24 protein-coding genes and 1 other RNA gene are annotated in these 23414 nt (G+C 36.9%); 14 read left to right on the forward strand and 11 right to left on the reverse strand.

All coding sequences use genetic code 11. The features are described 5' to 3' along the window. Window positions 1–5: 5 nt before the first annotated feature. From ACFS6I_RS04840 to ACFS6I_RS04860, 5 genes are read left to right on the forward strand one after another with little or no spacing between them, the layout of a single operon-like run. A complete protein-coding gene (locus ACFS6I_RS04840; RefSeq protein ID WP_021189363.1) occupies window positions 6–740 on the forward strand; it encodes a cytochrome c oxidase subunit 3 in 735 nt (244 codons plus the stop codon). A gap of 27 nt (window positions 741–767) precedes the next feature. Further along, on the forward strand, window positions 768–1145 hold the full coding sequence (locus tag ACFS6I_RS04845; protein WP_021189364.1) for a cytochrome C oxidase subunit IV family protein: 378 nt from the start codon (window positions 768–770) through the stop codon (window positions 1143–1145). A 5-nt stretch (window positions 1146–1150) separates the two neighbouring features. Beyond that, window positions 1151–1879: an SCO family protein gene (locus ACFS6I_RS04850; protein WP_380918548.1), complete on the forward strand. Its 729-nt coding sequence runs from the start codon at window positions 1151–1153 to the stop codon at window positions 1877–1879. Window position 1880: 1 nt separating this feature from the next. Beyond that, entirely contained in the window at window positions 1881–2423 is a 543-nt protein-coding gene (locus ACFS6I_RS04855; protein WP_132772411.1) for a DUF420 domain-containing protein, read from the forward strand. A 14-nt stretch (window positions 2424–2437) separates the two neighbouring features. Next, window positions 2438–2893: a hypothetical protein gene (locus ACFS6I_RS04860; protein ID WP_021189367.1), complete on the forward strand. Its 456-nt coding sequence runs from the start codon at window positions 2438–2440 to the stop codon at window positions 2891–2893. A gap of 64 nt (window positions 2894–2957) precedes the next feature. Here the strand turns inward: ACFS6I_RS04860 and mtgA are convergent, their stop codons facing one another. Continuing rightward, the gene (mtgA, locus tag ACFS6I_RS04865; protein ID WP_380918550.1) at window positions 2958–3686 is read right to left on the reverse strand and encodes a monofunctional biosynthetic peptidoglycan transglycosylase; all 729 of its coding nucleotides are present in this window, start codon (window positions 3684–3686) and stop codon (window positions 2958–2960) included. Window positions 3687–3944: 258 nt separating this feature from the next. Between mtgA and mutS the strand changes: the two genes are divergently transcribed. Continuing rightward, entirely contained in the window at window positions 3945–6554 is a 2610-nt protein-coding gene (gene mutS, locus ACFS6I_RS04870) for a DNA mismatch repair protein MutS (protein ID WP_380918552.1), read from the forward strand. Here the strand turns inward: mutS and ACFS6I_RS04875 are convergent. Next, window positions 6551–7729 (reverse strand): hypothetical protein, encoded by a 1179-nt coding sequence (locus ACFS6I_RS04875; protein ID WP_380918554.1) that lies wholly within the window; start codon window positions 7727–7729, stop codon window positions 6551–6553. The two genes, mutS and ACFS6I_RS04875, sit on opposite strands and share 4 nt — an antisense overlap. 97 nt (window positions 7730–7826) lie before the next feature. Between ACFS6I_RS04875 and ACFS6I_RS04880 the strand changes: the two genes are divergently transcribed. Together ACFS6I_RS04880 and ACFS6I_RS04885 are read left to right on the forward strand one after the other, a co-directional pair. Then, window positions 7827–8534: a tRNA1(Val) (adenine(37)-N6)-methyltransferase gene (locus ACFS6I_RS04880; protein ID WP_380918556.1), complete on the forward strand. Its 708-nt coding sequence runs from the start codon at window positions 7827–7829 to the stop codon at window positions 8532–8534. A 1-nt stretch (window position 8535) separates the two neighbouring features. Next, on the forward strand, window positions 8536–9030 hold the full coding sequence (locus ACFS6I_RS04885; protein WP_380918558.1) for a metallophosphoesterase family protein: 495 nt from the start codon (window positions 8536–8538) through the stop codon (window positions 9028–9030). A gap of 8 nt (window positions 9031–9038) precedes the next feature. On the opposite strand, the gene ACFS6I_RS04890 is transcribed toward ACFS6I_RS04885, so the two are convergent. Continuing rightward, a complete protein-coding gene (locus ACFS6I_RS04890) occupies window positions 9039–9374 on the reverse strand; it encodes a MerR family transcriptional regulator (RefSeq protein WP_021188513.1) in 336 nt (111 codons plus the stop codon). A 199-nt stretch (window positions 9375–9573) separates the two neighbouring features. Between ACFS6I_RS04890 and ACFS6I_RS04895 the strand changes: the two genes are divergently transcribed. Continuing rightward, a complete protein-coding gene (locus ACFS6I_RS04895) occupies window positions 9574–9927 on the forward strand; it encodes a hypothetical protein (RefSeq protein WP_380918560.1) in 354 nt (117 codons plus the stop codon). Window positions 9928–9981: 54 nt separating this feature from the next. On the opposite strand, the gene accD is transcribed toward ACFS6I_RS04895, so the two are convergent. The 5 genes from accD to dprA all read right to left on the reverse strand — a co-directional run bounded on the left by accD (window position 9982) and on the right by dprA (window position 13948). After that, window positions 9982–10824: an acetyl-CoA carboxylase, carboxyltransferase subunit beta gene (accD, locus tag ACFS6I_RS04900; RefSeq protein WP_021188511.1), complete on the reverse strand. Its 843-nt coding sequence runs from the start codon at window positions 10822–10824 to the stop codon at window positions 9982–9984. 121 nt (window positions 10825–10945) lie between these two features. Next, window positions 10946–11043, reverse strand: an RNA gene (ffs, locus tag ACFS6I_RS04905) — signal recognition particle sRNA small type. A gap of 84 nt (window positions 11044–11127) precedes the next feature. After that, window positions 11128–11355, reverse strand: coding sequence for a DUF6814 family protein (locus tag ACFS6I_RS04910; RefSeq protein ID WP_380918562.1), 228 nt, complete (start codon window positions 11353–11355; stop codon window positions 11128–11130). Further along, a complete protein-coding gene (locus ACFS6I_RS04915) occupies window positions 11348–12832 on the reverse strand; it encodes an MFS transporter (protein WP_380918564.1) in 1485 nt (494 codons plus the stop codon). The genes ACFS6I_RS04910 and ACFS6I_RS04915 overlap by 8 nt, the downstream gene beginning before the upstream one ends. 24 nt (window positions 12833–12856) lie before the next feature. Beyond that, the gene (dprA, locus tag ACFS6I_RS04920; RefSeq protein ID WP_380918566.1) at window positions 12857–13948 is read right to left on the reverse strand and encodes a DNA-processing protein DprA; all 1092 of its coding nucleotides are present in this window, start codon (window positions 13946–13948) and stop codon (window positions 12857–12859) included. Between the two features lie 154 nt (window positions 13949–14102). On the opposite strand from dprA, the gene ACFS6I_RS04925 reads away from it, so the two are divergent. Both ACFS6I_RS04925 and ACFS6I_RS04930 read left to right on the forward strand, forming a co-directional pair. Further along, window positions 14103–14333 (forward strand): hypothetical protein, encoded by a 231-nt coding sequence (locus tag ACFS6I_RS04925; protein WP_021188507.1) that lies wholly within the window; start codon window positions 14103–14105, stop codon window positions 14331–14333. 89 nt (window positions 14334–14422) lie between these two features. Next, window positions 14423–15028: a hypothetical protein gene (locus ACFS6I_RS04930; RefSeq protein ID WP_380918568.1), complete on the forward strand. Its 606-nt coding sequence runs from the start codon at window positions 14423–14425 to the stop codon at window positions 15026–15028. Between the two features lies 1 nt (window position 15029). On the opposite strand, the gene rsmG is transcribed toward ACFS6I_RS04930, so the two are convergent. Both rsmG and ACFS6I_RS04940 read right to left on the reverse strand, forming a co-directional pair. Further along, window positions 15030–15665, reverse strand: coding sequence for a 16S rRNA (guanine(527)-N(7))-methyltransferase RsmG (gene rsmG / locus ACFS6I_RS04935; protein WP_132772388.1), 636 nt, complete (start codon window positions 15663–15665; stop codon window positions 15030–15032). A 24-nt stretch (window positions 15666–15689) separates the two neighbouring features. Further along, a complete protein-coding gene (locus tag ACFS6I_RS04940) occupies window positions 15690–16835 on the reverse strand; it encodes a glycosyltransferase (protein WP_380918570.1) in 1146 nt (381 codons plus the stop codon). A 201-nt stretch (window positions 16836–17036) separates the two neighbouring features. On the opposite strand from ACFS6I_RS04940, the gene tgt reads away from it, so the two are divergent. From tgt to ACFS6I_RS04955, 3 genes are read left to right on the forward strand one after another with little or no spacing between them, the layout of a single operon-like run. Next, window positions 17037–18167 carry a tRNA guanosine(34) transglycosylase Tgt gene (gene tgt, locus ACFS6I_RS04945; protein WP_108160421.1) on the forward strand — a complete coding sequence of 377 codons (1131 nt, stop codon included), beginning with the start codon at window positions 17037–17039 and terminating at the stop codon, window positions 18165–18167. A 23-nt stretch (window positions 18168–18190) separates the two neighbouring features. Then, on the forward strand, window positions 18191–19270 hold the full coding sequence (locus ACFS6I_RS04950) for an LptF/LptG family permease (RefSeq protein WP_132772385.1): 1080 nt from the start codon (window positions 18191–18193) through the stop codon (window positions 19268–19270). Between the two features lie 11 nt (window positions 19271–19281). Next, a complete protein-coding gene (locus ACFS6I_RS04955; protein ID WP_380918573.1) occupies window positions 19282–20193 on the forward strand; it encodes a DMT family transporter in 912 nt (303 codons plus the stop codon). Window positions 20194–20322: 129 nt separating this feature from the next. Here ACFS6I_RS04955 and ACFS6I_RS04960 read toward each other — a convergent pair whose 3' ends face one another. After that, a complete protein-coding gene (locus ACFS6I_RS04960; RefSeq protein ID WP_380918575.1) occupies window positions 20323–23268 on the reverse strand; it encodes a VIT domain-containing protein in 2946 nt (981 codons plus the stop codon). Between the last annotated feature and the right edge of the window lie 146 nt (window positions 23269–23414).

A 23414-nucleotide genomic window follows, 5' to 3' on the forward strand; every position in this document is an offset into this window, starting at 1 on the left:
AAACAATGAGTACAACTGTATCACAATTGGATAAGGTAAAAACCGGTCCATGGAATGGTGGAAAATCACCTTGGAATTTGGAATACGGAAAAATCATGATGTGGTTTTTCTTAGTTGGGGATGCCTTTACATTTTCTGCGTTTTTGGTTTATTACGGAACGCAACGATTTGCACATAGTACATGGCCAGATGCGGATAAGATTTTCCAATCTATACCAGGTATTGCAGAACACGGACAACCTTTAGTGTTCGTTGGTATTATGACTTTTATTTTGATTATGTCTTCTGTGACTATGGTTTTAGCTGTAGAAGCAGGGCATCGTAACTCAAAAAATGAAGTCGTAAAATGGATGTTATGGACAATACTTGGTGGTATTGCTTTCGTAGGCTGTCAAGCGATTGAGTGGACTCACTTACACCATGCTGGTTTCTGGTTTGGTCAAAACCCGGCTACAGGTTTAGAGGGTGATGCTATTAAAGATGCTTTGCAACCGTATTTTACACATGATATCTCCTATACTTCAGCGTTGCAGTTTGCCAATCTGTTCTTTACGATCACAGGTTTTCACGGTTTTCACGTTACTGTAGGTATTATCTTAAATATTATCGTCCTGTGCATGACTTTGAATAACACATTCGAGAATCGCGGTTCGTATTTAATGATTGAAAAAGTAGGTTTATACTGGCACTTTGTGGATTTAGTTTGGGTGTTTGTATTTACATTCTTCTATTTAGTATAATTATAAGTTTTTAATTTTAGAAAAGCTATGTCACAACATCACGATAATATTGCTCATGAGGAGCACGGACACGGAGAAGGAATGGACAAAAAGGGTATCTGGAGAATTTTCTTCGTCCTTTTAGCATTAACTGCTGTCGAATTCTTAATCGCATTGGGGTTTGTTCATCATTGGCAAATCTTAGCAAAAGGTGCTTTAGTTAATACCATCTATATTGTATTAACATTAGTAAAAGCTTACTATATTGTAGCTTACTTTATGCACTTGAAATTTGAGAAATCCAGTTTCATCGTTACTGTAAGTATTGTATTTATCTTCATTATTTATTTTATCATTTTAATGCTAACTGAAGGTAACTTCTTATTGAATGATTTGCATCCTCACCAGTTGTGGGAAAATAAATAAAATAAATGGGTAAAAATACTGGTAAAAATAAAGGTATTCAAACTATCATGATCCTGGCAATAATATTATTATTGCCAGGATTTTTGTATGTAGTGCTGAATAGAACTGGAATGGCGAATTCGTATTCTACTTTGCCAATATTCGGTCAGAAAGAAGTTCCAGGTACTACCCATCGTAAATGGGGCAGAGATATCATGGATACAATCTATCATCAGGTTCCAAATATGTCTTTTATCAACTACGATGGCAAACCCGTTGAGCTGTTTGGGAAGGATAGCGCTATTACTGTTGTACATCTTTTTTATTCAAGAGATAAGTCGTTTTCGACAACAATGATTAATAGCCTAAATAAGATATCTGGTGAGTTTAGACATAATAAGATGATTAAGTTCTATTCTGTTTCTGTCGACACGACTTATGACACACCCGATGTATTAAAAAATTACATTAAGAATATTGATCCCTCAGATAAAAGATGGTACTTTGTAAGTAAACCAAATTCGGATATCTTTAAATTTGCAAAAGATGGTTTACTGCAGGATGCTTTAGCCACAGCAGATGTCAATAATCCTTTTGTTGTAGGATCATCTTACGTTTTGATTGATACGAAACGTAGGATCAGAGGATTTTATGATATCACGATGAAAAAGGAAGCGGAACGCTTAAGTGATGAGATTAAATTGTTGGTTGTGGAGGAAATAAGAAATCATCCTCCAAAGATTGAAACTAAATAAAATGGGACAAACAGCAGAAGAGAAGAAGTATAATAAGTGGATTGTCGTTTTATCGGTTGTTATACCACTTGTAGTAGCAGCTTTGTTTGGCGTTAATTTACGCAAACTGGGATATGATGTAGAGCCTTTGGGATTTTTGCCCCCTATATATGCAACGATCAATGGTATCACTGCGGTATTATTGTTCTGGGCGGTTTTAGCGATTAAAAAAGGTAATCGTAAATTACATGAAAGATTAATTAAACTTTGTGTATGTTGTTCTGTTGCGTTTCTAGGGATGTATGTTGCTTATCATATGACCGCTAACTCTACACCATACGGTGGAGAGGGCATATTACGCCCGATATACTATTTTATATTAATAACACATATAGTATTATCTGTTATTATTATTCCTTTTGTACTGATTACTTATGTAAGAGGTATTGCCGGGTCGTATGAAAGACATAAAAAAATAGCACGTATTACGTACCCGATGTGGTTATATGTAGCGGTAACGGGTGTTATTGTATATTTGATGATTTCACCATATTATGTTCACTAATTAATTCAAAAGTTATGACAAGTGCGTGGGTATATCAATCAAATCGTTTCTTTACTGATGATGAAGCGTTATTGATTCAAAACAGGTTGGCAGATTTTGCCGCAGGCTGGAAAGTGCATGGAGAACCTTTATCTGCTCAGGCGGAGGTTAGGTATAACTTGTTTATTGTGCTATCCGTGGATGAGCAGATTGCTGCAGCATCTGGTTGTTCAATTGACAGTTCCGTTCGCTTTTTGAAGACACTAGAAGCAGATTTTGATATTCAGCTTTTTGATCGTATGAACGTTGCTTTTAAAAAGGAAGGTCAGTTGCATGCTGCATCCAGATCTGAATTTGAAAATTTAGTAAAAGATGGTCAAATTGACGACACAACTGTTGTCTTTGATAATACGATCACCTCTTTAGCGTCTTTAACTGATAAATGGCAGATTCCTTTTGGAGAAAGTTGGCATAAACGAGTTTTCGGCTAGATAATAAAAGAAGCGATGATTGATTAGTCATCGCTTCTTTTATTATAACCTGATCATATTTTTGCTATTCTGGTATTTGGTAATGATCCATGTAACGAACAATACTATTTGCTCTACGATTGACATATGCTGAAGGATTTCGGGCATCCCACTGTCTTGGATTGGGCAGGATTGCAATGATCAGGGCCGCTTGTTTCTTTGATAAGGTAGATCCTGATTTTTTGAAGTAATACTGGGATGCAGCTTCTGCTCCATAAACACCTTGCCCCATTTCAATAACATTGAGATAGACTTCCAGAATTCTTCTTTTACTCCAGAATGTTTCGATTAAAACAGTAAAGTAAGTTTCTAAACCTTTTCTAAGCCAAGAACGTTTTGGCCACAGGAATACATTTTTTGCTACCTGCTGACTGATTGTACTTCCCCCACGTAATTTTTTTCCATCTTTATTTTTCTCTATAGCTTTTTGAATAGCATCCGTGTCAAAACCCCAGTGCGTCATAAAATGAGCATCTTCACCTGCTATCGCAGCACGTTTTAGGTTGTCCGAGAGCTCATCGTAATCTAACCAATCTTTTTCCAGTTTAAATCCTTTATCAGCTGCTTGTAGCTCAAACCCACGTTGGATCATGAGCCAGGTAATAGGTGGATTGATGAGTTTAAGTGCGAGTACCCAAAATAGAGTTATTGCAAAGAAACCGCCAACAATACGTATTGACCAAGTTTTAACTTTTTTTTGCCAACCTGTTTGAACCTTTTTTTTCTTTACTTGATTCGTTCTTTTAATTGCCATATCTTTTGAAAAACAATGCAAAGGAACGAAATATTTTGCCCAATTGTTATGTTCAGTATTGTTTATGATATGCTTTTTTTTAGATGTTCTTTTTTACAAGCCTGAGATCGAGGTAATGGATATTCTTCGGTATGTATGTATATTGAAAAATGATTTAAGGCGAAAAGAGAATTAAGTTTTTCATATTCTACGAGATCGTTTGTCTAATCAGGTAGATTATGTTATTTTTACGGCTTATTATAAATAAACGAAATCCAATTGGCAAAGGCAGAAAAAAAGGTAACTCCATTAATGCAGCAGTACAATGCGATCAAGGTGAAATATCCAGGTGCATTATTGTTGTTCCGTGTAGGTGATTTTTATGAAACATTTGGTGAAGATGCCATTAAGGCCGCCAGTATTTTAGGGATCGTACAAACAAAGAGAGGAAATGGAACCGAATCGGAAACTGCTCTGGCAGGTTTTCCGCATCATTCTCTGGAGACTTATTTGCCAAAACTTGTCCGTGCAGGTCAGCGTGTAGCCATCTGTGACCAATTGGAGGATCCTAAGCAAACCAAAACCATCGTTAAACGTGGAGTGACAGAATTGGTAACTCCTGGGGTTTCTTATAATGATAATATTGTCCAACAGAAGTCCAACAATTATTTAGCCTCAATTTATATTGAGAAAACGCAGATCGGAATTTCTTTCTTAGATATTTCTACCGGTGAGTTTTTAGTCGCACAAGGTACGCAGTCTTATATTGACAAACTTTTGCAGGGATTTAAACCTACTGAAGTCATCATGTCGCGTAAGCAATCTAAAGAGTTTTTGGAGCTATTCGGGAGTCAGTATTATACCTATACGCTAGACGAATGGCCTTATACTGGAGATTACGCAACAGAGCACTTATTAAAACATTTCGAAGTTAATTCGATGAAAGGTTTTGGTATCGACCGGATGCCTATTGGAATGGTTGCTGCCGGTGTTGCCTTACATTATCTAAATGAAACAGAACACCGCAATCTGCAGCATATTTCTAATATTTCGCGTATTGAAGAAGATCGCTACATGTGGTTAGATCGTTTTACAGTTCGTAATCTCGAACTGATCGGATCTACAAATGAAAATGCGACGACTTTATCGGATGTTTTGGATCAAACTGCTTCTCCCATGGGGGCGCGATTATTAAAACGTTGGATTGTAATGCCATTGAAAGATCGTAAATCAATTCAAGAGCGTCTCGATGTGGTAGCTTACTTTTCAGAGCATAGAGATTTACGTGATGCCTTGATTCAAGAGATTAAGTATGTAGGCGATCTTGAGCGGCTTATTTCTAAAATTGGTCTTCAGAAAGCTTCACCCCGCGAAATTGTACAGTTGAAACGTGCCTTGTATGCTGTTGAAAAATTAAAGGAGCTAACGAATCAGGAAAATTCTGAATCCCTTCGAGCCATTGCTGATCAGTTGGATATCTGTCGTATCATTCGTGATAAGATTGAAAAAGAAGTTTCTGCAGAACCTCCTGTTGCCTTGAATAAAGGAAATGTAATAGCTGATGGTGTGGACGATGAATTGGATCGTTTACGTAAGATCGCTTTCGGAGGAAAAGATTATTTAATCGAAATCCAAAAGAGAGAAGCGGAGGCAACCGGTATCCCTTCCCTTAAAATTGCTTTTAATAATGTTTTTGGCTATTACCTAGAAGTTACCAATACACACCGTGATAAAGTACCTACGGAATGGATCCGTAAGCAGACTTTGGTGAATGCCGAACGCTACATCACCGAGGAGCTAAAAGAATATGAGGATCAGATTTTAGGTGCTGAGGAAAAAATTCAGGTCATTGAGAATCGTCTTTATGCCGAATTGTTAATTGCTATTGCGGCTTATATTAAACCGATTCAATTGAATGCGCAGTTACTGGCTAAATTAGATGTGCTTTTGAACTTTGCTGTTATCGCAGAAAAGAATTATTATGTTCAGCCCGAGATATCAGAAAGTAAAGTATTAGATATAAAAGGTGGTCGTCACCCTGTTATCGAAAAGATAATGGCCATTGGTGAAGATTATATCACGAATGATGTTTATTTGGATAATACGACGCAACAGATTATCATCATCACTGGTCCCAACATGGCCGGTAAATCGGCGCTCTTGCGCCAAACTGCATTGATCGTACTTATGGCTCAGATCGGTTCTTTTGTCCCTGTAAAGGAAGCAAAGATAGGTCTTGTGGATAAAATCTTTACCCGGGTAGGAGCATCTGATAATTTATCTTCCGGTGAATCAACATTTATGGTTGAAATGAATGAAACGGCGAGTATCATGAATAACCTCTCTGACCGGAGTTTAATTTTATTGGATGAGATCGGTCGAGGAACAAGCACTTATGATGGTATCTCTATCGCTTGGGCTATTGCTGAATTTCTTCATAACCATCCTGCAGCTAAGGCCAAAACATTGTTTGCTACTCACTATCATGAATTGAATGAATTGACCAATTCCATGCCACGTATCAAGAATTATAATGTGACGGTCAAGGAGATGAACAATAAGGTCATATTCTTACGTAAGTTAGTTCCTGGAGGCTCAGAACATAGCTTTGGTATCCACGTAGCTAAATTAGCAGGTATGCCACCAAAATTACTATCCCGTGCAAATGAAATCTTAAAAAGATTAGAACAGGAGCGGACTGGGGGCGAACAGATTAAGGATAGTATGCGCAAAATCCAAAAGCAAGCCTATCAATTACAGATGTTTTCGATTGATGATCCCGTCCTTGAAAAAATCCGTGATATGCTGAATAATCTGGATGTGAACACGCTTACGCCTGTGGAAGCCCTTATGAAACTGGATGAGATCCAGCGGTTATTGAAAAATTAGAATCTGAAAAATAATTCGATACTTCCGTAGTGGTTGTAGATGTTGCTGAGCAGATTATGATCCCACTGGTATGGGGTATAATGATATCCAGCTTCTATTCCTATATAATTTTTTCCTTTAATCTGACGCATTCCTGCCATACTAAGTCCCAAGTGCATGGTATTCACTGTATGTAATTTTGTGGAATTTCCGCCGGATATATAATCGCCATAACCATCGTAATAACCATCTGTATAGATGTCTTCAGATATACCGGTGTCGACAATATCTATTCCGATATTAAGTTTAGGAATGACAATATACTTGGTGTTATCATAGATTTTGTAACCGACAGCTCCGCCAAAAAATAAACCAAAATTGGAATTCACAGATTCGCTCTGATCATAATAGTTGTAGTCAAAATTTTTATCGTTGCTATTGATACGGACCTTAAATCCCCCTTCAAATATAAATGACTTTTGGAGCGAGCTCATAATAGTAAAACCAAGAGAAAGATTGGGTCCAAATGTAGTGTTTTTTCCCCCTAAAGGACCATATACACCTATATACGGAAGAAAACCTATCTTAGACTTATTGTAATAATCTGCTAAAGCTAATGTCTCCTCCTGCTCCTCTTTTATTACATTATCTTGTTTTTCAGGTACGGTTTGTTTTACAGATGATGCCTGATTACGTAATAGCTCTTCGTTCGAAAAAAGATTTAAGATGTCAATTTCTGCATCGGAAAGCGTATAGGATTGAGACTGCAATAAAGCTTTTGCACGTGTTTTAATGAGCTGGTCGATCGGATGTCTCAGTGGAACATAATTATATTGCTGTTTATTAGATTCATACTGATAGGCAAAATCCTCTCTTGCAGCATCACGAAAGCGGTTCAGTAATTGTTCATCAAAACCATTGTCTAAATAGCGCTCGATGGCATTGCCACTACTTTGTTTAGCGATGATCAAATGTACTATTTTGATTCGCTGAACAAGCTCTATAGTCCCACAGCTTTGTTCTATCTGAGCTAAGATCGGTGCTAATTTATCGTACTGGTTTGCATTTAATATCTTAGTCAAGGGTTCAAGCGAGCTGTTGATCGTTAGTTCGCATTTATCTTGTGCAAAGGATGTTGGAATGATCGTGAATAGGGTGATAATACTGAAGAATATAACAGAAATATATCGGTTCATATGTATTTGTTTTTATTGACCTAAAGTAATAAAAATTTATTCAAATATTGTACTGATCAAATAGTGCAACGGTTTTAAAAGGATTATCTTTGTGACAATGGCTTCTATATTTCAGTTTAAAGAGTTTGCCGTTGATCAATCTGATTGTGCGATGAAAATTAATACCGATGCTGTGTTATTAGCTTCACTCGTTCATGTTGATTCTTCGGAACGTATATTAGATATTGGTACAGGTACAGGTGTGATTGCGCTCATGTTAGCACAGCGCTGTGCGGATAGCGAGGTGATCGCTGTAGAAATTGATCCTGCAGCCGCGAAGCGGGCAGCAATAAATTTTAGAAACTCCAATTTTGGAGACCGAATGGTGATGCACGCTTGTTCATTTCAAGATTTTACTGATACAGGCTCTTTTGATTTTATTATTTCTAATCCGCCCTTTTATACCGATTCGTTGCATAATCCAGATGCAAGGAAGAAGTTGGCCAGACATACCAATCTTCAGTTTTTTAACGAGCTGTTGACCTTCGCCGCAGACAAGCTACAGGTAGATGGGCAATTGGCTTTGATCGTTCCAAAACTATTGGCCGATGAACTGAAGGAGATTGCGGAAACCTTGAATTTATGTTTAAAAGAGGAGATTCAGATCCGATCTTTCGAAGGTGATGCCATCATCCGTAAGATTATTGTTTTTCAGAAAGCTTATCGTGGAGTTTCAACAGTTTCTGATTTTATAATTTATGAAGCGAAAGGTGTTTATTCAGAAATGTATAAGACCGCTTTGCGACCTTATTTTTTAGCTTTTTAGTATGACAAGAATTGGATTGATATCAGATACACATGCTTATCTGGACGAGTCGGTGTTTAAGCACTTTGAAAACTGTGATGAAATCTGGCATATTGGTGACTTTGGGAATGCCGAAGTTGCAGACCAACTGGAAGGTTTTAAACCTTTACGTGGAGTGTATGGCAATATCGATGATCAAGGACTACGTCATCGTTTTCCCGAAGATCTGAGGTTCACCTGTGAAGGCGTAGATGTTTGGCTGACACATATCGGCGGGTATCCCGGTAAGTATGCACCACGGATAAAGAAAGAAATAACAGCTCATCCTCCCCAGCTTTTTATAACGGGGCACTCGCATATCTTGAAGGTGATGTATGATCAGAAGTTAAAATGCCTGCATCTAAATCCAGGGGCTGCGGGAAAACAGGGCTGGCATAAAGTGAGAACACTCATGCGGTTTGAAATAAATGGCAGTAAAATTGAAAATTTAGAGATTATTGAACTCGCAGGAAGATAGGTTTTTAGCTATAGGCTGTCACGTACTTCCAATAAAAAACTCTTCAATTTTTCTAAAGAATCGACGACACGCTGGTTTTCTTTTGCTTCCGATTTATTTGTACGCAGATATTCACGTGCACCTTGAAGGGTATAACCTTTATCTTTAACCAGATTGAAGATGATTTTTAAATTAGCAATATCATCTTGGGTAAATAGACGATTTCCTTTTTTATTCTTTTTTGGTTGAATAATATCAAATTCACGCTCGTAGAAACGAATTTGGGAGGCGTTGACATCAAACATGGTTGTCACTTCACCCATCGTATAATACAATTTATTAATTTCGCGCTCTTTGTAAGGCATACTAATCTGTTAATTTTTATATAACAAACTTAAATAAATTTGTTGAATATCATTGCACCTAATATAAAACAAATTTATCGTTCTTTCCTTTATCATCAAGAATTATTTTATAGAGGAAATATACAATGTAAGATAGATAATAAAAATTATCTATCTTGATTCGTAGTAATTTATAGAATTGGATTTAATTTGAAAAGATATGATTTTGGTTAGTCGGTTTTGGACAAAAGTATTTTCATGGGGAAAGGCTGATGCCATTACTATTTATCCTTTTATTTTTCTAAAGAAGCGTATATTTAAAGATAACCGTCAATTGATCAATCATGAGCAGATACATATGAGGCAGGCGGTGGAATTGCTTATCATATTCTTTTATATCAGTTATCTTATTGAATTTTTATTTCGTTATCTGCAGTACAGAAATTTCCATCAAGCTTATCTGAATATATCTTACGAGCGGGAGGCTTATGCGAATGAGGCTGATTTTGATTATTTATCCAAGCGGAGATTTTGGGCTTTTCTAAAGTATCTAAAAAAACAAGAGCTCCAATAGTAGGAGCTCTTGTTTTTTTCGGTGTTCCACCGAAGATATTTTAAAGACCGATTATTATTTAATCAATCTCAAGTATGTTGATACTTTTTCTTTTAATTGTCTTCTGTCTACGATAAAATCCAGGAAGCCGTGCTCTAAAATAAATTCTGAAGTCTGGAATCCTTTAGGAAGATCTTTTTTGATTGTTTCTTTGATAACACGTGGACCTGCGAAACCGATTAAAGCCCCTGGTTCAGCAATATTGATATCTCCTAACATGGCGTAAGAAGCGGTAACACCTCCTGTCGTTGGATCTGTAAGCAAACAAACATAAGGCAATTTTGCTTTAGCCAATAGGGCTAATTTTGCCGCTGTTTTTGCCATTTGCATCAATGAGAATGCAGCCTCCATCATACGGGCTCCACCTGATTTGGAAATCAACATAAAAGGAATGTTATGTTCGATACAGTAATCGATGGAACGTGCAATTTTCTCACCTACTACAGAACCCATAGAACCTCCGATGAAGTTAAAGTCCATACAAGCGATAACCAGTTCCTGCCCATCGATTTTACCATGACCAGAACGAATAGCATCAACCAGACCTGTTTTAGCCTGACTTTCTTTTAAACGTTCTGTATAAGGTTTTGAATCGAAGAAATTGATCGGGTCACCTGAGCTTAATGTCGGGAATAATTCAGTAAACTCGTTATTATCAAAAATGATTGAAAAATAAGCTGCAGAACCAATTCTAAGGTGGTATCCACAGTATTGACAAACGTAATTGTTTTCGATTTGTTCAAGGTTCAACAACGGTTTTTTACATGATGGACATTTGTTCCACAATCCGTCTGGCGCCTCTTTTTTATTTTCTGTTGCCGTGTTAATTCCGGCTTTATCTCTTTTAAACCAACTCATACGATAGTTCTAATTCAGTTACAAATAAACAAAATTATTTTGTTTAGTAGAAGTATTCCTTAAAATTGCTGTGTATTTACGATTTGTGAAAGGAAGCTGACCCGAAATTTTGGGCATAAAAAATGGGTAAGCTCCTTTTATCGCACCGCTCAACCAAATACCCTTGCTTTGTTCCCAACCTGGGGGAGTCAATGGGAGCTGGTCGTAAAAGACTTACCCGTCACAAAAGTAGAAAAAAAATCCTTCTAAAGAAAGATATTTTGCTATTAGTGCTTACTTCGCTGATAGTCAATAAGAATAATTTTAAGTCTTGTCTTTTCCATACTCGCCACAGAGCGAATAATACCCAAAAAGACCTAGACCAAGTGAGATAATTGGTGTTAAAATGAACATAATAATGATTCCGAATACTAAATCTTCTTGATGTCCGATCATTATTTTAGGAATTGCGAGTTCAAAAAGACAAAAGTATGCGGTAAATACCGCCAGCGCAATCCAAAGAATCCCTAATATTTTTTTTAGCTTATCCATTGTTGAGGTGATTAGGTTTATTTTTAATATACAACGATCCGATTATGAAACATACAGCCGCAATAATGATCGGATACCATAGTCCTGCTAAATAGAATTCAGGATCCTGAGCAACCTGTGCATTTGTTGTCAGGTAAGTCGAAATAGCGGGCAATAAGCCTCCGAAAATACCATTACCGACATGGTAAGGTAGGGACATCGATGTGTAACGAATTTTAACCGGAAACATTTCCACCAGAAATGCCGCGATTGGTCCATACACCATGGTGATGTATATGATCTGAATAAATATCAATGCTGTCAAACTTATGCGGTTACTAACATGCACAGTTACCGTTTTTTTAATAAGCCTATCCTGTTCGGTCGATTGATCGTGGCTTATTTCTTGAGAACGTGTTCCATCAGTATACTGGATAATCGTTTGAAGCTTGTTATCGGCCAATTTTAATGTTTTGGTCGAGCTCACTTCTTTTGTGCTGGTATCCGCTAGTTGATACATCGCTTTGTATATAGGTCTATAGGTACAAAGTGCCAATAACATGCCCAAAAGCATAATCCATTTACGGCCGACTTTGTCACTTAACCAGCCGAAAAGAATAAAAAATGGTGTTCCGATCAGCAATGCCGTTCCTAAGATCATATCAGCTTCGTCCGAATTGAGGTGCATCACAGTTTTCATGTAACTCATGGAATAGAATTGTCCCGTATACCATACGACTCCTTGTCCCATAGCTGCGCCAAATAAAGCAAGCAGTACAAATTTTAAGTTATACCGGTTTCCAAAGCTTTCTTTTAAAGGATTTTTGCTTGTTGTACCCTCTTCTTTCGCTTTGGCAAACTCGGGCGATTCACTCATGTTTTTACGGATGAGGTAAGACACATACACCATCAATATGGATAGAATAAATGGAACACGCCATCCCCAGGCGTCAAATTGTTCTTCGGTCAAGATGTATTTTGTTAGGAGTATAACAACCAAAGAGATAAATAAACCAAAAGTTGCTGTCGTCTGTATCCAGGATGTCCAATAGCCACGTTGACCTTCAGGGGCATGTTCTGCCACATAAGTTGCCGCTCCACCATATTCACCACCGAGTGCCAGCCCTTGCAATAAACGTAAGATCAGTACCAGTAAGGGGGCAAGAAAGCCAATGCTCTCATAGCTGGGTATACAACCGATCAAGAAAGTGGCACCTCCCATGAGCAACAGTGTAACCATAAATGTGTATTTTCTTCCGATAAGGTCTCCTAATCTACCGAAAAAAAGTGCACCGAATGGTCTGACAACAAAACCAGCAGCAAACGTGGCTAAGGTAGAAAGGAAAGCAGCAGTTGGATTATCCGCAGGGAAAAATTTGGTTGAAATGACGATGGATAAACTTCCGAAGATAAAAAAGTCATACCATTCAATCAGTGTTCCCATGGAGGACGCACCGATTACTTTCCAAATAGTTTTGGTATTTGTATTTTCTTTCATTTAGATTTATAAGGTTGTTTAGGTTTAAATTTTATACATTTTTCCAGGTAAAGAGGTGATATGACCATTCATCTCCATTTCGAGTAAAATCATCGCAAGTTTACTTTGTGGCCAGTTACAGTAACGCGTGATGTCGTCAATACCAACTTGCTGTTTACCCTGTAGAAAGAGATAGAGGTGCAACTGATCTTTATTTAACTCAGGAGGTAGGAGTGGGAGCTGTATACCTGTTTGCTTTTCTGGAGCTTCCCAGTTCATCAAGTAGCAAAGATCTTTCGCATCCCGGATCAGATGTGCGCGGTTGGTTTTAATTAAATAATTACAACCTGCCGAATAAAGCTGATCTATTGCTCCCGGGAATGCGCATACATCTCGGTTATAGCTATTTGCTATTTCTGCAGTAATGAGCGCGCCTCCCTTTGTGGCCGCCTCTATGACAATCGTTACATCAGACATACCTGCTATAATGCGATTTCGCATCGGGAAATTTTGGCGGTCAAGATTGCTATCTGATGGAAATTCAGTTAGTAATCCACCCTGTTGAAGCATTTTTGATGCTATTTCTCTATGAGTCGCCGGATAAATCCGGTCTAGTCCATGTCCTAATACACCCACTGTTGGTATCCGATGCAGTAAAGCATTTTTGTGAGCCATGATATCGATGCCATAGGCCAGTCCACTCACAATTGTGGTATCAAGAGGCTGCATCTGTTCAATGAGCGTATCGCAAAGTTTGCGACCATAGCTGGTGGCATTTCTCGTTCCGACAATGCTGACCATACGTTCTTTATTGAGGTCGGCATTCCCTTTGTAATATAAGACCAGTGGTGCATCCTCACAATTTCTCAATTTCTGAGGATAATCCGAATTATCTATCCATAAAACTTTTATCTGGTGTTTTTCAACAAATGCCATTTCTTTTTCGGTTGCTTCCTGATAGTTTTTCGACGCGATTTCATTAGCTGTTCGACTGTTTACTCCTGGAATTTTTGCTAAAGTGCTGGCATTTGTCTCCAAGATTTCTTGCACAGAACCGCAGTGCGTAAGCAAAGCTCGCGCAGTTTTAGGTCCTACCCCCTTAATTTTGGTAAGTGCTATTTGATGGTAAAAGTTCATATTCGGTTATTTAAAGATAATAATATTTTACTGAAATTCAGGCTTAAACGGTTTTACTTTTGATATCAAAAATGATTAGAAAAGAATTTTACTTTCATATTTTAGAGAATTATGAGATAGCTTGTATCTTTGTTTGAAATAAAAATATATGACTATGGAAATGAAAGAACCGTTTGATATAGAAATTGAAGATATTGTTTACTCGGTATTCCCAGAAGAGGAAGATACTTATGTGATTTTTAAAGAAGGGGTAGAATATGTACAGATTATTAAAGATACAGAGAATCTGTGGTTGAAAACCAATCCCGAGACTGGTTTACCAATGTTTGGTATGGACGAAGAGATTAATGCGATTGGCAAAAAAATTATAGAAGAATTGGGGTAATAATTCAAGATAGATAGACAGTTAAACAAAGTTAAAATCGTCGTTCGTATTTCTTTTGTAGTTATTTTTAAATAACTAATTATAAAGAAATGAATCCAGGTCGCTTATTTTTTTTGCTGTCTATCTGTCTGCTTTTATTTTTTAGCAAGGCCAAATCTTCATCTGCTCATTTTATTTTTTCCTATCCAGATACCACTCTTCGGAATAAAAAAATAATTAATCAGGATACCAACATACTGGATACTGCGCTAATAGTTGGGGAAAAATTAACGGCGGAAGAGAAAATGGCCGAAAAGCAGGTTACATATAAGTCCATATACTTTTGGGGAGATACCAAAAATATGGTGACCTTACCACATCAGGGCGGTCTTGCCGTTAATCTCAATAAGTTGTATAATCTTTTGAGTAAGAAGGGCCGTGCTTCTCGGAGACTTCAAAGACTATTCGAGCGGGAGTTCGAACAAGACAAAGTCTTAGCACAATGGACTGCGCTAACTGAAGCTTACACTCCTTTAACGGGAGACTCTTTGGTTAAATTTCGGGCTTATTATGAACCTTCCTCCAAATGGTTGCGTAAGGCAGACCATTACGATCAGATCGCTTATGTGCAGCACAGTTTAAAAAACTACCTCGATTCTGTCGAAATCATTCATCAACGTCTGAGTCTCCCTAAATTAGAAATCTTAAATCCCTAAATTACATCGGAACATAAACGACATATTTCGTTTCAAAGAAGTCTTCTTTAAAATAATCGGATAGTGGGTGCAGCTCAGCTTTCAGTCGTGACTCTTTAATTTCTTCTTTTAAATCACCACCTTTTAGATATAAGATACCGTTAGGAATTCCATTTTTATCCTGTTTAAGGAATTTATTGCGGATCCAAGGAGCAAAATCTGCTAATCGTGTTACAGCACGTGATACAACAAAATCATATTTGTCGTCCAATTGTTCTGCACGGATGTGATCTGCTTCAACATTCTCAAGTCCTAAAGCAGACGCAACTTCGCGAACAACTTTAATTTTTTTTCCGATCGAATCTACCAAATGAAATTTTACTTCAGGAAATAAAATAGCCAATGGTATTCCTGGGAATCCTCCGCCTGTGCCAACGTCTAAAATACGAGTGCCCGGAGCAAATGTCATGACGTATTTTGCAATACCTAAAGAATGTAATACATGATGCAGATAAAGGCTTTCAACGTCTTTTCGTGAAATAACATTGATCTGATTGTTCCAAAACGGATAAAGTTCTGCAAGTTGTGCAAATTGTGTTTTCTGAACTTCTGTTAAGTTTGGAAAATACTGATATATGATGTCTACTGTAGGATTCAAAGTGAAAGTTTTAAAATATGAATATTATTTCCAGCTAAGTGATTTCTTTTTACGGTTGAATAGTCCGTTGATGCAAATATAGAAATAGTAGATGATGTCTAATAATGGTAACCACCAAATGAGATCAGAAACTGCTAATTTCTTATATATTGCCCTAAAAACGATGAGTTGTGCAAGTAGGCGAATTAGATATGCAGCTACAGGTACGTACCAGTAATTAGGGAAAATAATCGCAGTTAGGATAATCGTAACGTAGAATAAAAATGAAGTGATCAATTGCATACCCAACATACGCTGATGTCTTTTTTTGTAGATAACCGAAGCGCCCGAATGCCGTGCTTTTTGTTTGTAATAGCTTTTCCAGGTTGTTTTAGGTTCTGAGTAAACGATAGCATCATTATGAATGGATATGGCTACATTTTTTTTCGTAGCGTTTTCATTGACAAAAAGATCGTCATCACCAGATTTGATGTGCATGTGTGATGCAAATCCCTTTTTACTGAAAAATAACGTTTTTGTGTAGGCCATGTTTCTGCCTACAGCCATGTAGGCATCTTTTTTTATTGCATACGATAAATAACTCATTGCTGTATGCGTTGTCTCGAACCGAATAAGTTTATTGAGAAAACCTTTATATTTAAAATAAGGGGAGTAACCGATGACAATCTCTGTATCGGGTTGGTTAAGTGCTCCAGCTATTTCTTTTAACCAATTGTTTGAATTTGGATTGCAATCAGCATCTGTGAAAACCAGTTTTTCGTAAATAGCAGATTTAATTCCTAGGGTAACGGCAAATTTTTTTCCGTGCTTAAGTCGTATATGTTCCTTAATATCGACAATTCTTAAGTTATCATATTGAGATTGATATTCCTTTAAAATCCATTTTGTCTCGTCAGTAGAGTAATCATTAACAACAATCACTTCAAATTGGGGATAATCCTGCTCTAAAATTGATGCTAAAAACTGCTTTAGATTTTTTTGTTCATTGTGTGCACAGATGATGACAGAAATAGGATCAAATTGATCTTGTTCCTGATAAGAATGCACTTTATGACGACTCAGTTTTCCGTATACAATTATAATATAGTACAACTGGATGAGCAGTAATAAACCGAGGATGCCAAAGGCGATATAAGGGTAATAGAAGGCGTATTGCTGTACGATGTTCATAGGTTGCAAAGATAGTATGTTCCATGGATATTTGCTTTAATAATGTTTTTTGTGCTGTAAATGTTAAAATCTTGTAAAAGGTCAATCTTTGCATTGCTTTTTATAGTATTTTTGCAAAGATTTTAAAAAAAGCATGTTGGGGAATTTGCTTCTGAAACAGTAAAAATCATCAAATTAGAATCCCCAAAAAATAAAAGATTAATGAAATTCACCCTTCAAGTACAAGATAAATTTTCTAAAGCGCGTGCAGGTGTTGTTGAGACAGCTCACGGAAAAATTCAAACTCCTATTTTTATGCCGGTTGGAACAGCTGGTACGGTCAAAGGTGTGCATCAGCACGAATTGAGAAATGATATTAAAGCTCAAATTATTTTGGGAAATACCTATCATTTATATCTACGACCAGGACTGGATGTTTTGAATAAGGCAGGTGGTCTTCACAAATTTAACGGTTGGGACCGTCCAATTTTAACAGATTCTGGAGGTTACCAAGTTTATTCATTGTCAGACAATCGTAAGATACGAGAAGAAGGTGTGACGTTCCGGTCACATATTGATGGTTCAAAGCATTTATTTACGCCTGAAAATGTGATGGATACACAACGAGTAATCGGTGCGGATATTATCATGGCTTTTGATGAGTGTACTCCTTATCCATGTGACTATGGGTATGCCCGTCGTTCGATTGAAATGACTCACCGTTGGCTGAAAAGATGTTGTGATCGTTTTGATAGTACAGAACCCTTATATGGATATGACCAGACATTGTTCCCCATTGTTCAAGGATCAGTATATAAAGACTTACGTGAAAGATCTGCTGAGAAAATTGCGTCTTTCAATCGTGAAGGTAATGCAATCGGTGGTTTATCCGTAGGAGAGCCTGCTGAGGAAATGTATGCGATGACGGAAGTTGTCTGTAATATTCTTCCAGAAGATAAACCTCGTTACCTGATGGGTGTAGGTACACCAATCAATCTACTTGAAAACATCGCTTTGGGTATCGATATGTTTGACTGTGTAATGCCAACGCGTAATGCACGTAACGGTATGATTTTTACACGTCACGGAACGATCAATATCAAGAATGAAAAATGGAAAGACGATTTTTCTCCAATTGATCCCGATAGTGATCTTTACTCAGATCAAGTATATACAAAAGCATATTTACGCCATTTGATCCGTTCGCAAGAACTTTTAGGTGCACAGATTGCTTCTTTACATAACTTACACTTCTATTTATGGCTAGTAAATGAGGCGCGTGAGAAAATTGTAGATGGTACATTCTACGATTGGAAAAATAAAATGGTCAAAGTATTAGGTCAACGTTTGTAATTTTTTTGCATCTTAGTAGTATTATGTTTTCTATTATCGATCGTTACATTATTAAAAAGTACTTGAGCACATTTGTGTTCACGATGGCTATTTTTACAGTCGTCATGGTCATTTTTGATATTTCTGAGCGATTGGATGATTTCTTGAAATATAATGCTCCTATGGACAAAATTATATTTGAATATTACGCAGGATTTATCCCGTTTTATTTAAATTTCCTTTGTCCTCTGATCAATTTTATCGCTGTTATCTTCTTTACTTCGAAGATGGCCGATCAAACGGAAATTGTACCCATATTAAGTGCTGGCTATAGTTTTAACCGGCTTTTAAGACCTTATATTTTTTCGGCAACGCTCATATTTGCAGTTTCTTTTGTCTTTAACCTTTATATTATTCCGAAAACGAATAAAATGAAGATCGGTTTTGAAAATGTGTATGTAAAACCTTTGAAAGATAATACGAAAGTGTCCACGCATATGCAGATTGATAAAAACAGTTATGTATACATAGACAACTTTGATAACAACTCCAAGATTGGATATAAGTTTGTACTGGAAAAATTTAAGGGTGATACCTTATTGGAAAAAATGATCGCTGAGCGTATTACATGGGATTCTGTAACGACTAAGTGGAAAATACATGATTATACAAACCGGATTATTAATGGTCTTCATGAACGAATGGACAAGGGTACCGTAAAAGATACCACTTTGGATATGAAGCCGAGTGATTTTGAACTGTATGATAATATTTTTACAGCCATGGATACGAAAGAGCTGGATGAGCGTATCCATAAAGAGGAAATTAGGGGTACAGGGATGATGACAGATCTTAAATTGGAGAAATATAAACGTTATGTCTATCCTTTTTCGGCATTTGTACTTACTTTGATGGGCGTTGCCTTATCCTCTAAGAAGGTCAGGGGAGGTATTGGTCTTAGTTTGGGTATCGGTATCGGATTGAGCTTTACCTATATTGTGTTCATCCAGTTTGCCACCATGTTCTCATTAAAAGGAGGGCTCCCTCCTTTGATTGCAGTGTTAATTCCCAATATTACATTTTTAATTATTGCAATCTATTTGGCTATAAAAGCGCCAAAATAAACTAACCGACAATGTCAAAAATTAAAATTAATCAGAATGTTCTTATTCTGCATTTAACAATCCTGATATGGGGTTTTACAGGAATTTTGGGTAATTTGATTTCGATATCTGCTATCCATCTTGTTTGGTATCGGGTTTTGATTGCGGCGATTTCTCTCTGGATTTATCTTGCTGTTAGCAAGCAGCAGATTCTGGTAAAAAGAAAGGATTTTATCTCTTTCATAATGGTCGGGGGTGTCGTAGGGCTTCACTGGGTACTCTTTTTTTATGCAATTAAGGTATCTACAGTATCAGTAGCTTTGGTAACATTATCTTCTTTGACATTGTATACTTCTATTTTGGAACCCCTTATCAATAAGAAAAAGATCGCTCTAATGGATATGTTAGTTGGTGTAGTGATAATAATGGGTATCTATATGATATTTCAATTCGAATCCAATTATATCGAAGGTATTCTTGCGGGCTTAGCCTGTGCATTCTGTGCAAGTATTTTCTCGATTGCAAATGCCAGAATGGTTAAAAAATCGAGTGCTACCGTAATCACATTTTATGAAATGCTGGGCGCTTTTTTCTGGGTGTCAGTTTTTATGTTATTCAGCGGAGATTTTAATGAAAAGATGGTTCTCAACCAGTCGGATTTAATTTATCTATTGATCTTAGGGGTATTGTGTACTGCCGTTGCGTATGTGTTAGGTGTTGCTGTAATGAAAGAATTGAGTGCTTTTACAGTTGCTTTAACGACAAATCTGGAACCTGTTTATGGAATTTTATTGGCCATGCTGATCTTCGGTCAAAAAGAGACGATGAGTTTAGGTTTTTATGGTGGTGCTGCCATTGTTTTAGGTGCAGTCTTCTTTTATCCTTACTTAAAAACAAAAATCGAGAAACGGAAGCAGGACTTGGTTATTAGAAAAATCTATTAATTATCTATTTTAGCTTTATATATCTGCTCTTGTTACAGAACGGAATTTAATGGATATATTGCGTATCCTGATCAAAAAAGCGTGCTTAAAACTGATTTTAAGCATGCTTTTTTTTGACTTAGCACTGGATTAAAAATCAAATGTTCCGATGGTCACATGCTGCTCTTTGGTTTTATCTAAGTACAGGGTGATGATTTTACGTTCCTGTTTTCCGGAGCTATAATAGGTGAAGATTTCTGCCATAACTGCTGTTGGACCTGCTAACGTTAGCGAATTATCATTATAAAAATCTACTTCGACTTTATATTTTCCTTTGACTGCTCCTTTTAATAGAAATTGTTCAGGGCCATATCCTCCTGTAAAATCATTACTTAAACGTCCTCCCATTGCAGTGCTATTATTGCTGTAAAAGCATTTTTCTCCATGTGGATCTGTGACCCAAAGATCAATATCTGTATTGTTTGAATTCCAATTGATCACCACACGAATATCAACAGGAAGATCTGCTATGAGTTGTTTGCTGATGTTATTGGTATTAACAGGAGCCTGGTTTAATTTTAATAAATTGTTCAACTCCATTACAATAATTTCTTCAATACCATCGTCGCGATCGGCTGCTTCAGGGGTATAACTTTGCGTTAGGATACTATATAATTGATCAAAAGCTTTTTGATATTGTTTATTATCTAATAATGCTAAAGCATAATCGCGGTGGCTTTGCGGATCCATAGGACGCCAGTCTAAGATTTTCTTATTGATGTAAAGTTCATATTGATATTGTTCCCATTGTTTAAGTGTGTAAGCTATTGTCTTAAATAAATCTGCATTTTCAATTTGAAGATCTGCAAGTGAGCTCAACACTAACAATGCTTTATCTTTTGTGCCTTTTCGATAGAAAAAATTAGCAACGTCAAAATAGAAGCTCGGAGTACCCAAGTATGCTTGGCGAAGTTCGAGATATGTTTGATAGGGATTCGCTGATTTTTCTAAGACCTGCAGATACATATTGTCATTTTTAATGTCAGGAATGGTGATTTTTGCACCAGCAGTTGTTCTGTCACTCACATCAGTGCCGGAATAATGCTGTTGATCAGAAACTGGGTCTTCTGAATTGCTTATCACTATTTCCTCCAGATTTGAAGATCGATCATCTGCTAAAACCATCTGTCTGCTTTCTGATGATACCATTTTTGATGTTGAAGCTTGGGCATTATTGATTGGATGAACTTCGGGCTCTACAAATGACTCTTCTACGATCCTGCTAGGCTGTGGATAAGTTTTCTTTGCTTTGAAGTCGGTCTGCCACCATTTTTTTAATTCTTGGACAGAGCTTTCAGCCTGTGCCAATAAATCATGCATACGTTCCTCCCGAAGAACGCTTTGTTCTTTGGTCAGTTTATGATAAGCTGGAAGTAATTCTGTTGGAGGCAGGATGGCATATCGTACATAATCTTCCACGGTTTCCAATACAATTAAACTTGTGTTACGGGTAACAATACCAAATTGCTTACCAAGTTCTTCAATACGTTCTTTATTTTCCGTGTAATCAACATCTAATGTTGTAATCTTTTTCTGAGCCCAGATTTTATGAATATCCAGCTCATTTTCTTGATAATTGATGTCAATCTTCACTTCTTGAGTTGGCCGATTCCCGTAGCCAAAGAGTAAGGTAATTTGTTTTAGATTGTTGTTTTTTCCGAGACCTGTGATCGCGATATGATCCTGTACTTCTGTATGGATAGCTGGATATATTTCTGAGAAATCAGCTTGTTCTTTAATCCCTAAAAATTTTAAATTTTCTGAACTTAATTTCTTAATACCGTCAATAGGCGATGTATTCAATAGATTGAGCGTTTTTGCACCAGTTTTTTTGCTAATGGCCTGGAGGGTGCTGTAATCTGCAATAGCGGAGGAAGAGATGCAATATATCGGTTTGTTGATGGTTACTTGATTTGACCCAAATGTGGATAATCCTTCGGTAAAGAATAGATATTCCTCCGCTTGCAGCACTTGATCATTCAATTTTGAATAGTCTGTTCCGCCATCATAAGTTAAATGCAAGAGATAATTTTTTAGAGCAGTCCAATTTCCCTGTTCTATGTGAAATGTTCCCGCTTTTACATAGCTGATATTCAGTAAGCCCAGTTCTACAGTTAAATTCTTTTTTTGTTGTATGATGAGATCCAGAAGTGCTAATTCTTTTTGAATGTCTTTATCTTTAGCGCTTAAAGAATTGTCCCAAATGATCCCAATTTTGTTTTTCCAGGTTTTTGCTTTCGAAGAAGCATCGATAAATATATTGCTAAGGAAATAGAAAGATTGATCTTGATTAACCTGTGTCAAAATGTTGTTCTCATTTGGTCGCTTAGGTAGTCCAATAACTAATGATTTCTCAGGTATAAAATTGTTTTTAGCTATAGCCGCTTGATAAATGTGATTTTTTTCTGAAAATAGGAGTGATCCATCTGGTTTGCTGATCAATGTCGGTACCTGGTCTGTTTGGTAGATATTTACCTGAAGTTTAAACCGCTCGATCGCTTGTTTATAGGCTAAAGGTAAATGGTATTGAAAACCAGTCGAAGCATGGAATTGTAAATTCTCTTCATAAGTTATGCTAATGGTTCGTTGACCTTTTGCAGGTATAGGATATATTCTGGTCTTAAAATTATTGCCTTCTACACGCTCTAATAATCCAGGATCTACACGACGAGATTCAATACTTTCGAAGACCTCAGTCCCTTTGCTCTTATCAACTGCAACAGCTTGACGTAGTTTTCCATTAATATCAAGGGCGTATCCTGTTATCGAAACACCTTCAGGCATGGGGAATGTCAGTATGCCCTCCAAGTCTCTGTTTTCATTATTACGGAAGATCATTGTCATCGTTGTTTTCGCGATGTTACCAAAAATATTAACTTGAATATCGAGCTCTTGTAGATTAACTTTTGCCTGATCTTTTGGATCATTCGATATTTTTAAGCTGGGAATAGGTCTATTTGGATTATTCTGTGATTTAATATTCTCTCCCTGAAGTAGGAGACATAAAATCAATGCTATTATGAGGATCTTATTCATATTTTTTGAATTAGCTTGCTGTGTTCATTTAAGATGATGCATCTTAGTAACGAATTCCATAATTAACCGCAGGATTAAAAAACTTCATGTAGGTTGAAAATCTTAGTCCCGGTTAAAATGAATAAAAGCTTTTTGAGATCAGCGAG

The sequence above is a fragment of the Sphingobacterium anhuiense genome (assembly GCF_042686355.1).
GTDB classification, from domain to species: domain Bacteria; phylum Bacteroidota; class Bacteroidia; order Sphingobacteriales; family Sphingobacteriaceae; genus Sphingobacterium; species Sphingobacterium anhuiense.

Coding starts and splice junctions, on each gene's coding strand:
- ACFS6I_RS04885 (WP_380918558.1), top strand. CDS start 8,536: ATGACAAGAATTGGATTGATATCAGATACACATGCTTATCTGGACGAG.
- ACFS6I_RS04955 (WP_380918573.1), top strand. CDS start 19,282: ATGTCAAAAATTAAAATTAATCAGAATGTTCTTATTCTGCATTTAACA.
- ACFS6I_RS04855 (WP_132772411.1), top strand. CDS start 1,881: ATGGGACAAACAGCAGAAGAGAAGAAGTATAATAAGTGGATTGTCGTT.
- accD (WP_021188511.1), bottom strand. CDS start 10,824: ATGAGTTGGTTTAAAAGAGATAAAGCCGGAATTAACACGGCAACAGAA.
- ACFS6I_RS04875 (WP_380918554.1), bottom strand. CDS start 7,729: ATGAACCGATATATTTCTGTTATATTCTTCAGTATTATCACCCTATTC.
- ACFS6I_RS04840 (WP_021189363.1), top strand. CDS start 6: ATGAGTACAACTGTATCACAATTGGATAAGGTAAAAACCGGTCCATGG.
- tgt (WP_108160421.1), top strand. CDS start 17,037: ATGAAATTCACCCTTCAAGTACAAGATAAATTTTCTAAAGCGCGTGCA.
- ACFS6I_RS04860 (WP_021189367.1), top strand. CDS start 2,438: ATGACAAGTGCGTGGGTATATCAATCAAATCGTTTCTTTACTGATGAT.
- ACFS6I_RS04895 (WP_380918560.1), top strand. CDS start 9,574: ATGATTTTGGTTAGTCGGTTTTGGACAAAAGTATTTTCATGGGGAAAG.
- ACFS6I_RS04960 (WP_380918575.1), bottom strand. CDS start 23,268: ATGAATAAGATCCTCATAATAGCATTGATTTTATGTCTCCTACTTCAG.
- ACFS6I_RS04915 (WP_380918564.1), bottom strand. CDS start 12,832: ATGAAAGAAAATACAAATACCAAAACTATTTGGAAAGTAATCGGTGCG.
- ACFS6I_RS04890 (WP_021188513.1), bottom strand. CDS start 9,374: ATGCCTTACAAAGAGCGCGAAATTAATAAATTGTATTATACGATGGGT.
- mtgA (WP_380918550.1), bottom strand. CDS start 3,686: ATGGCAATTAAAAGAACGAATCAAGTAAAGAAAAAAAAGGTTCAAACA.
- ACFS6I_RS04930 (WP_380918568.1), top strand. CDS start 14,423: ATGAATCCAGGTCGCTTATTTTTTTTGCTGTCTATCTGTCTGCTTTTA.
- ACFS6I_RS04845 (WP_021189364.1), top strand. CDS start 768: ATGTCACAACATCACGATAATATTGCTCATGAGGAGCACGGACACGGA.
- dprA (WP_380918566.1), bottom strand. CDS start 13,948: ATGAACTTTTACCATCAAATAGCACTTACCAAAATTAAGGGGGTAGGA.
- ACFS6I_RS04925 (WP_021188507.1), top strand. CDS start 14,103: ATGGAAATGAAAGAACCGTTTGATATAGAAATTGAAGATATTGTTTAC.
- ACFS6I_RS04910 (WP_380918562.1), bottom strand. CDS start 11,355: ATGGATAAGCTAAAAAAAATATTAGGGATTCTTTGGATTGCGCTGGCG.
- ACFS6I_RS04850 (WP_380918548.1), top strand. CDS start 1,151: ATGGGTAAAAATACTGGTAAAAATAAAGGTATTCAAACTATCATGATC.
- ACFS6I_RS04940 (WP_380918570.1), bottom strand. CDS start 16,835: ATGAACATCGTACAGCAATACGCCTTCTATTACCCTTATATCGCCTTT.
- ACFS6I_RS04880 (WP_380918556.1), top strand. CDS start 7,827: ATGGCTTCTATATTTCAGTTTAAAGAGTTTGCCGTTGATCAATCTGAT.
- ACFS6I_RS04950 (WP_132772385.1), top strand. CDS start 18,191: ATGTTTTCTATTATCGATCGTTACATTATTAAAAAGTACTTGAGCACA.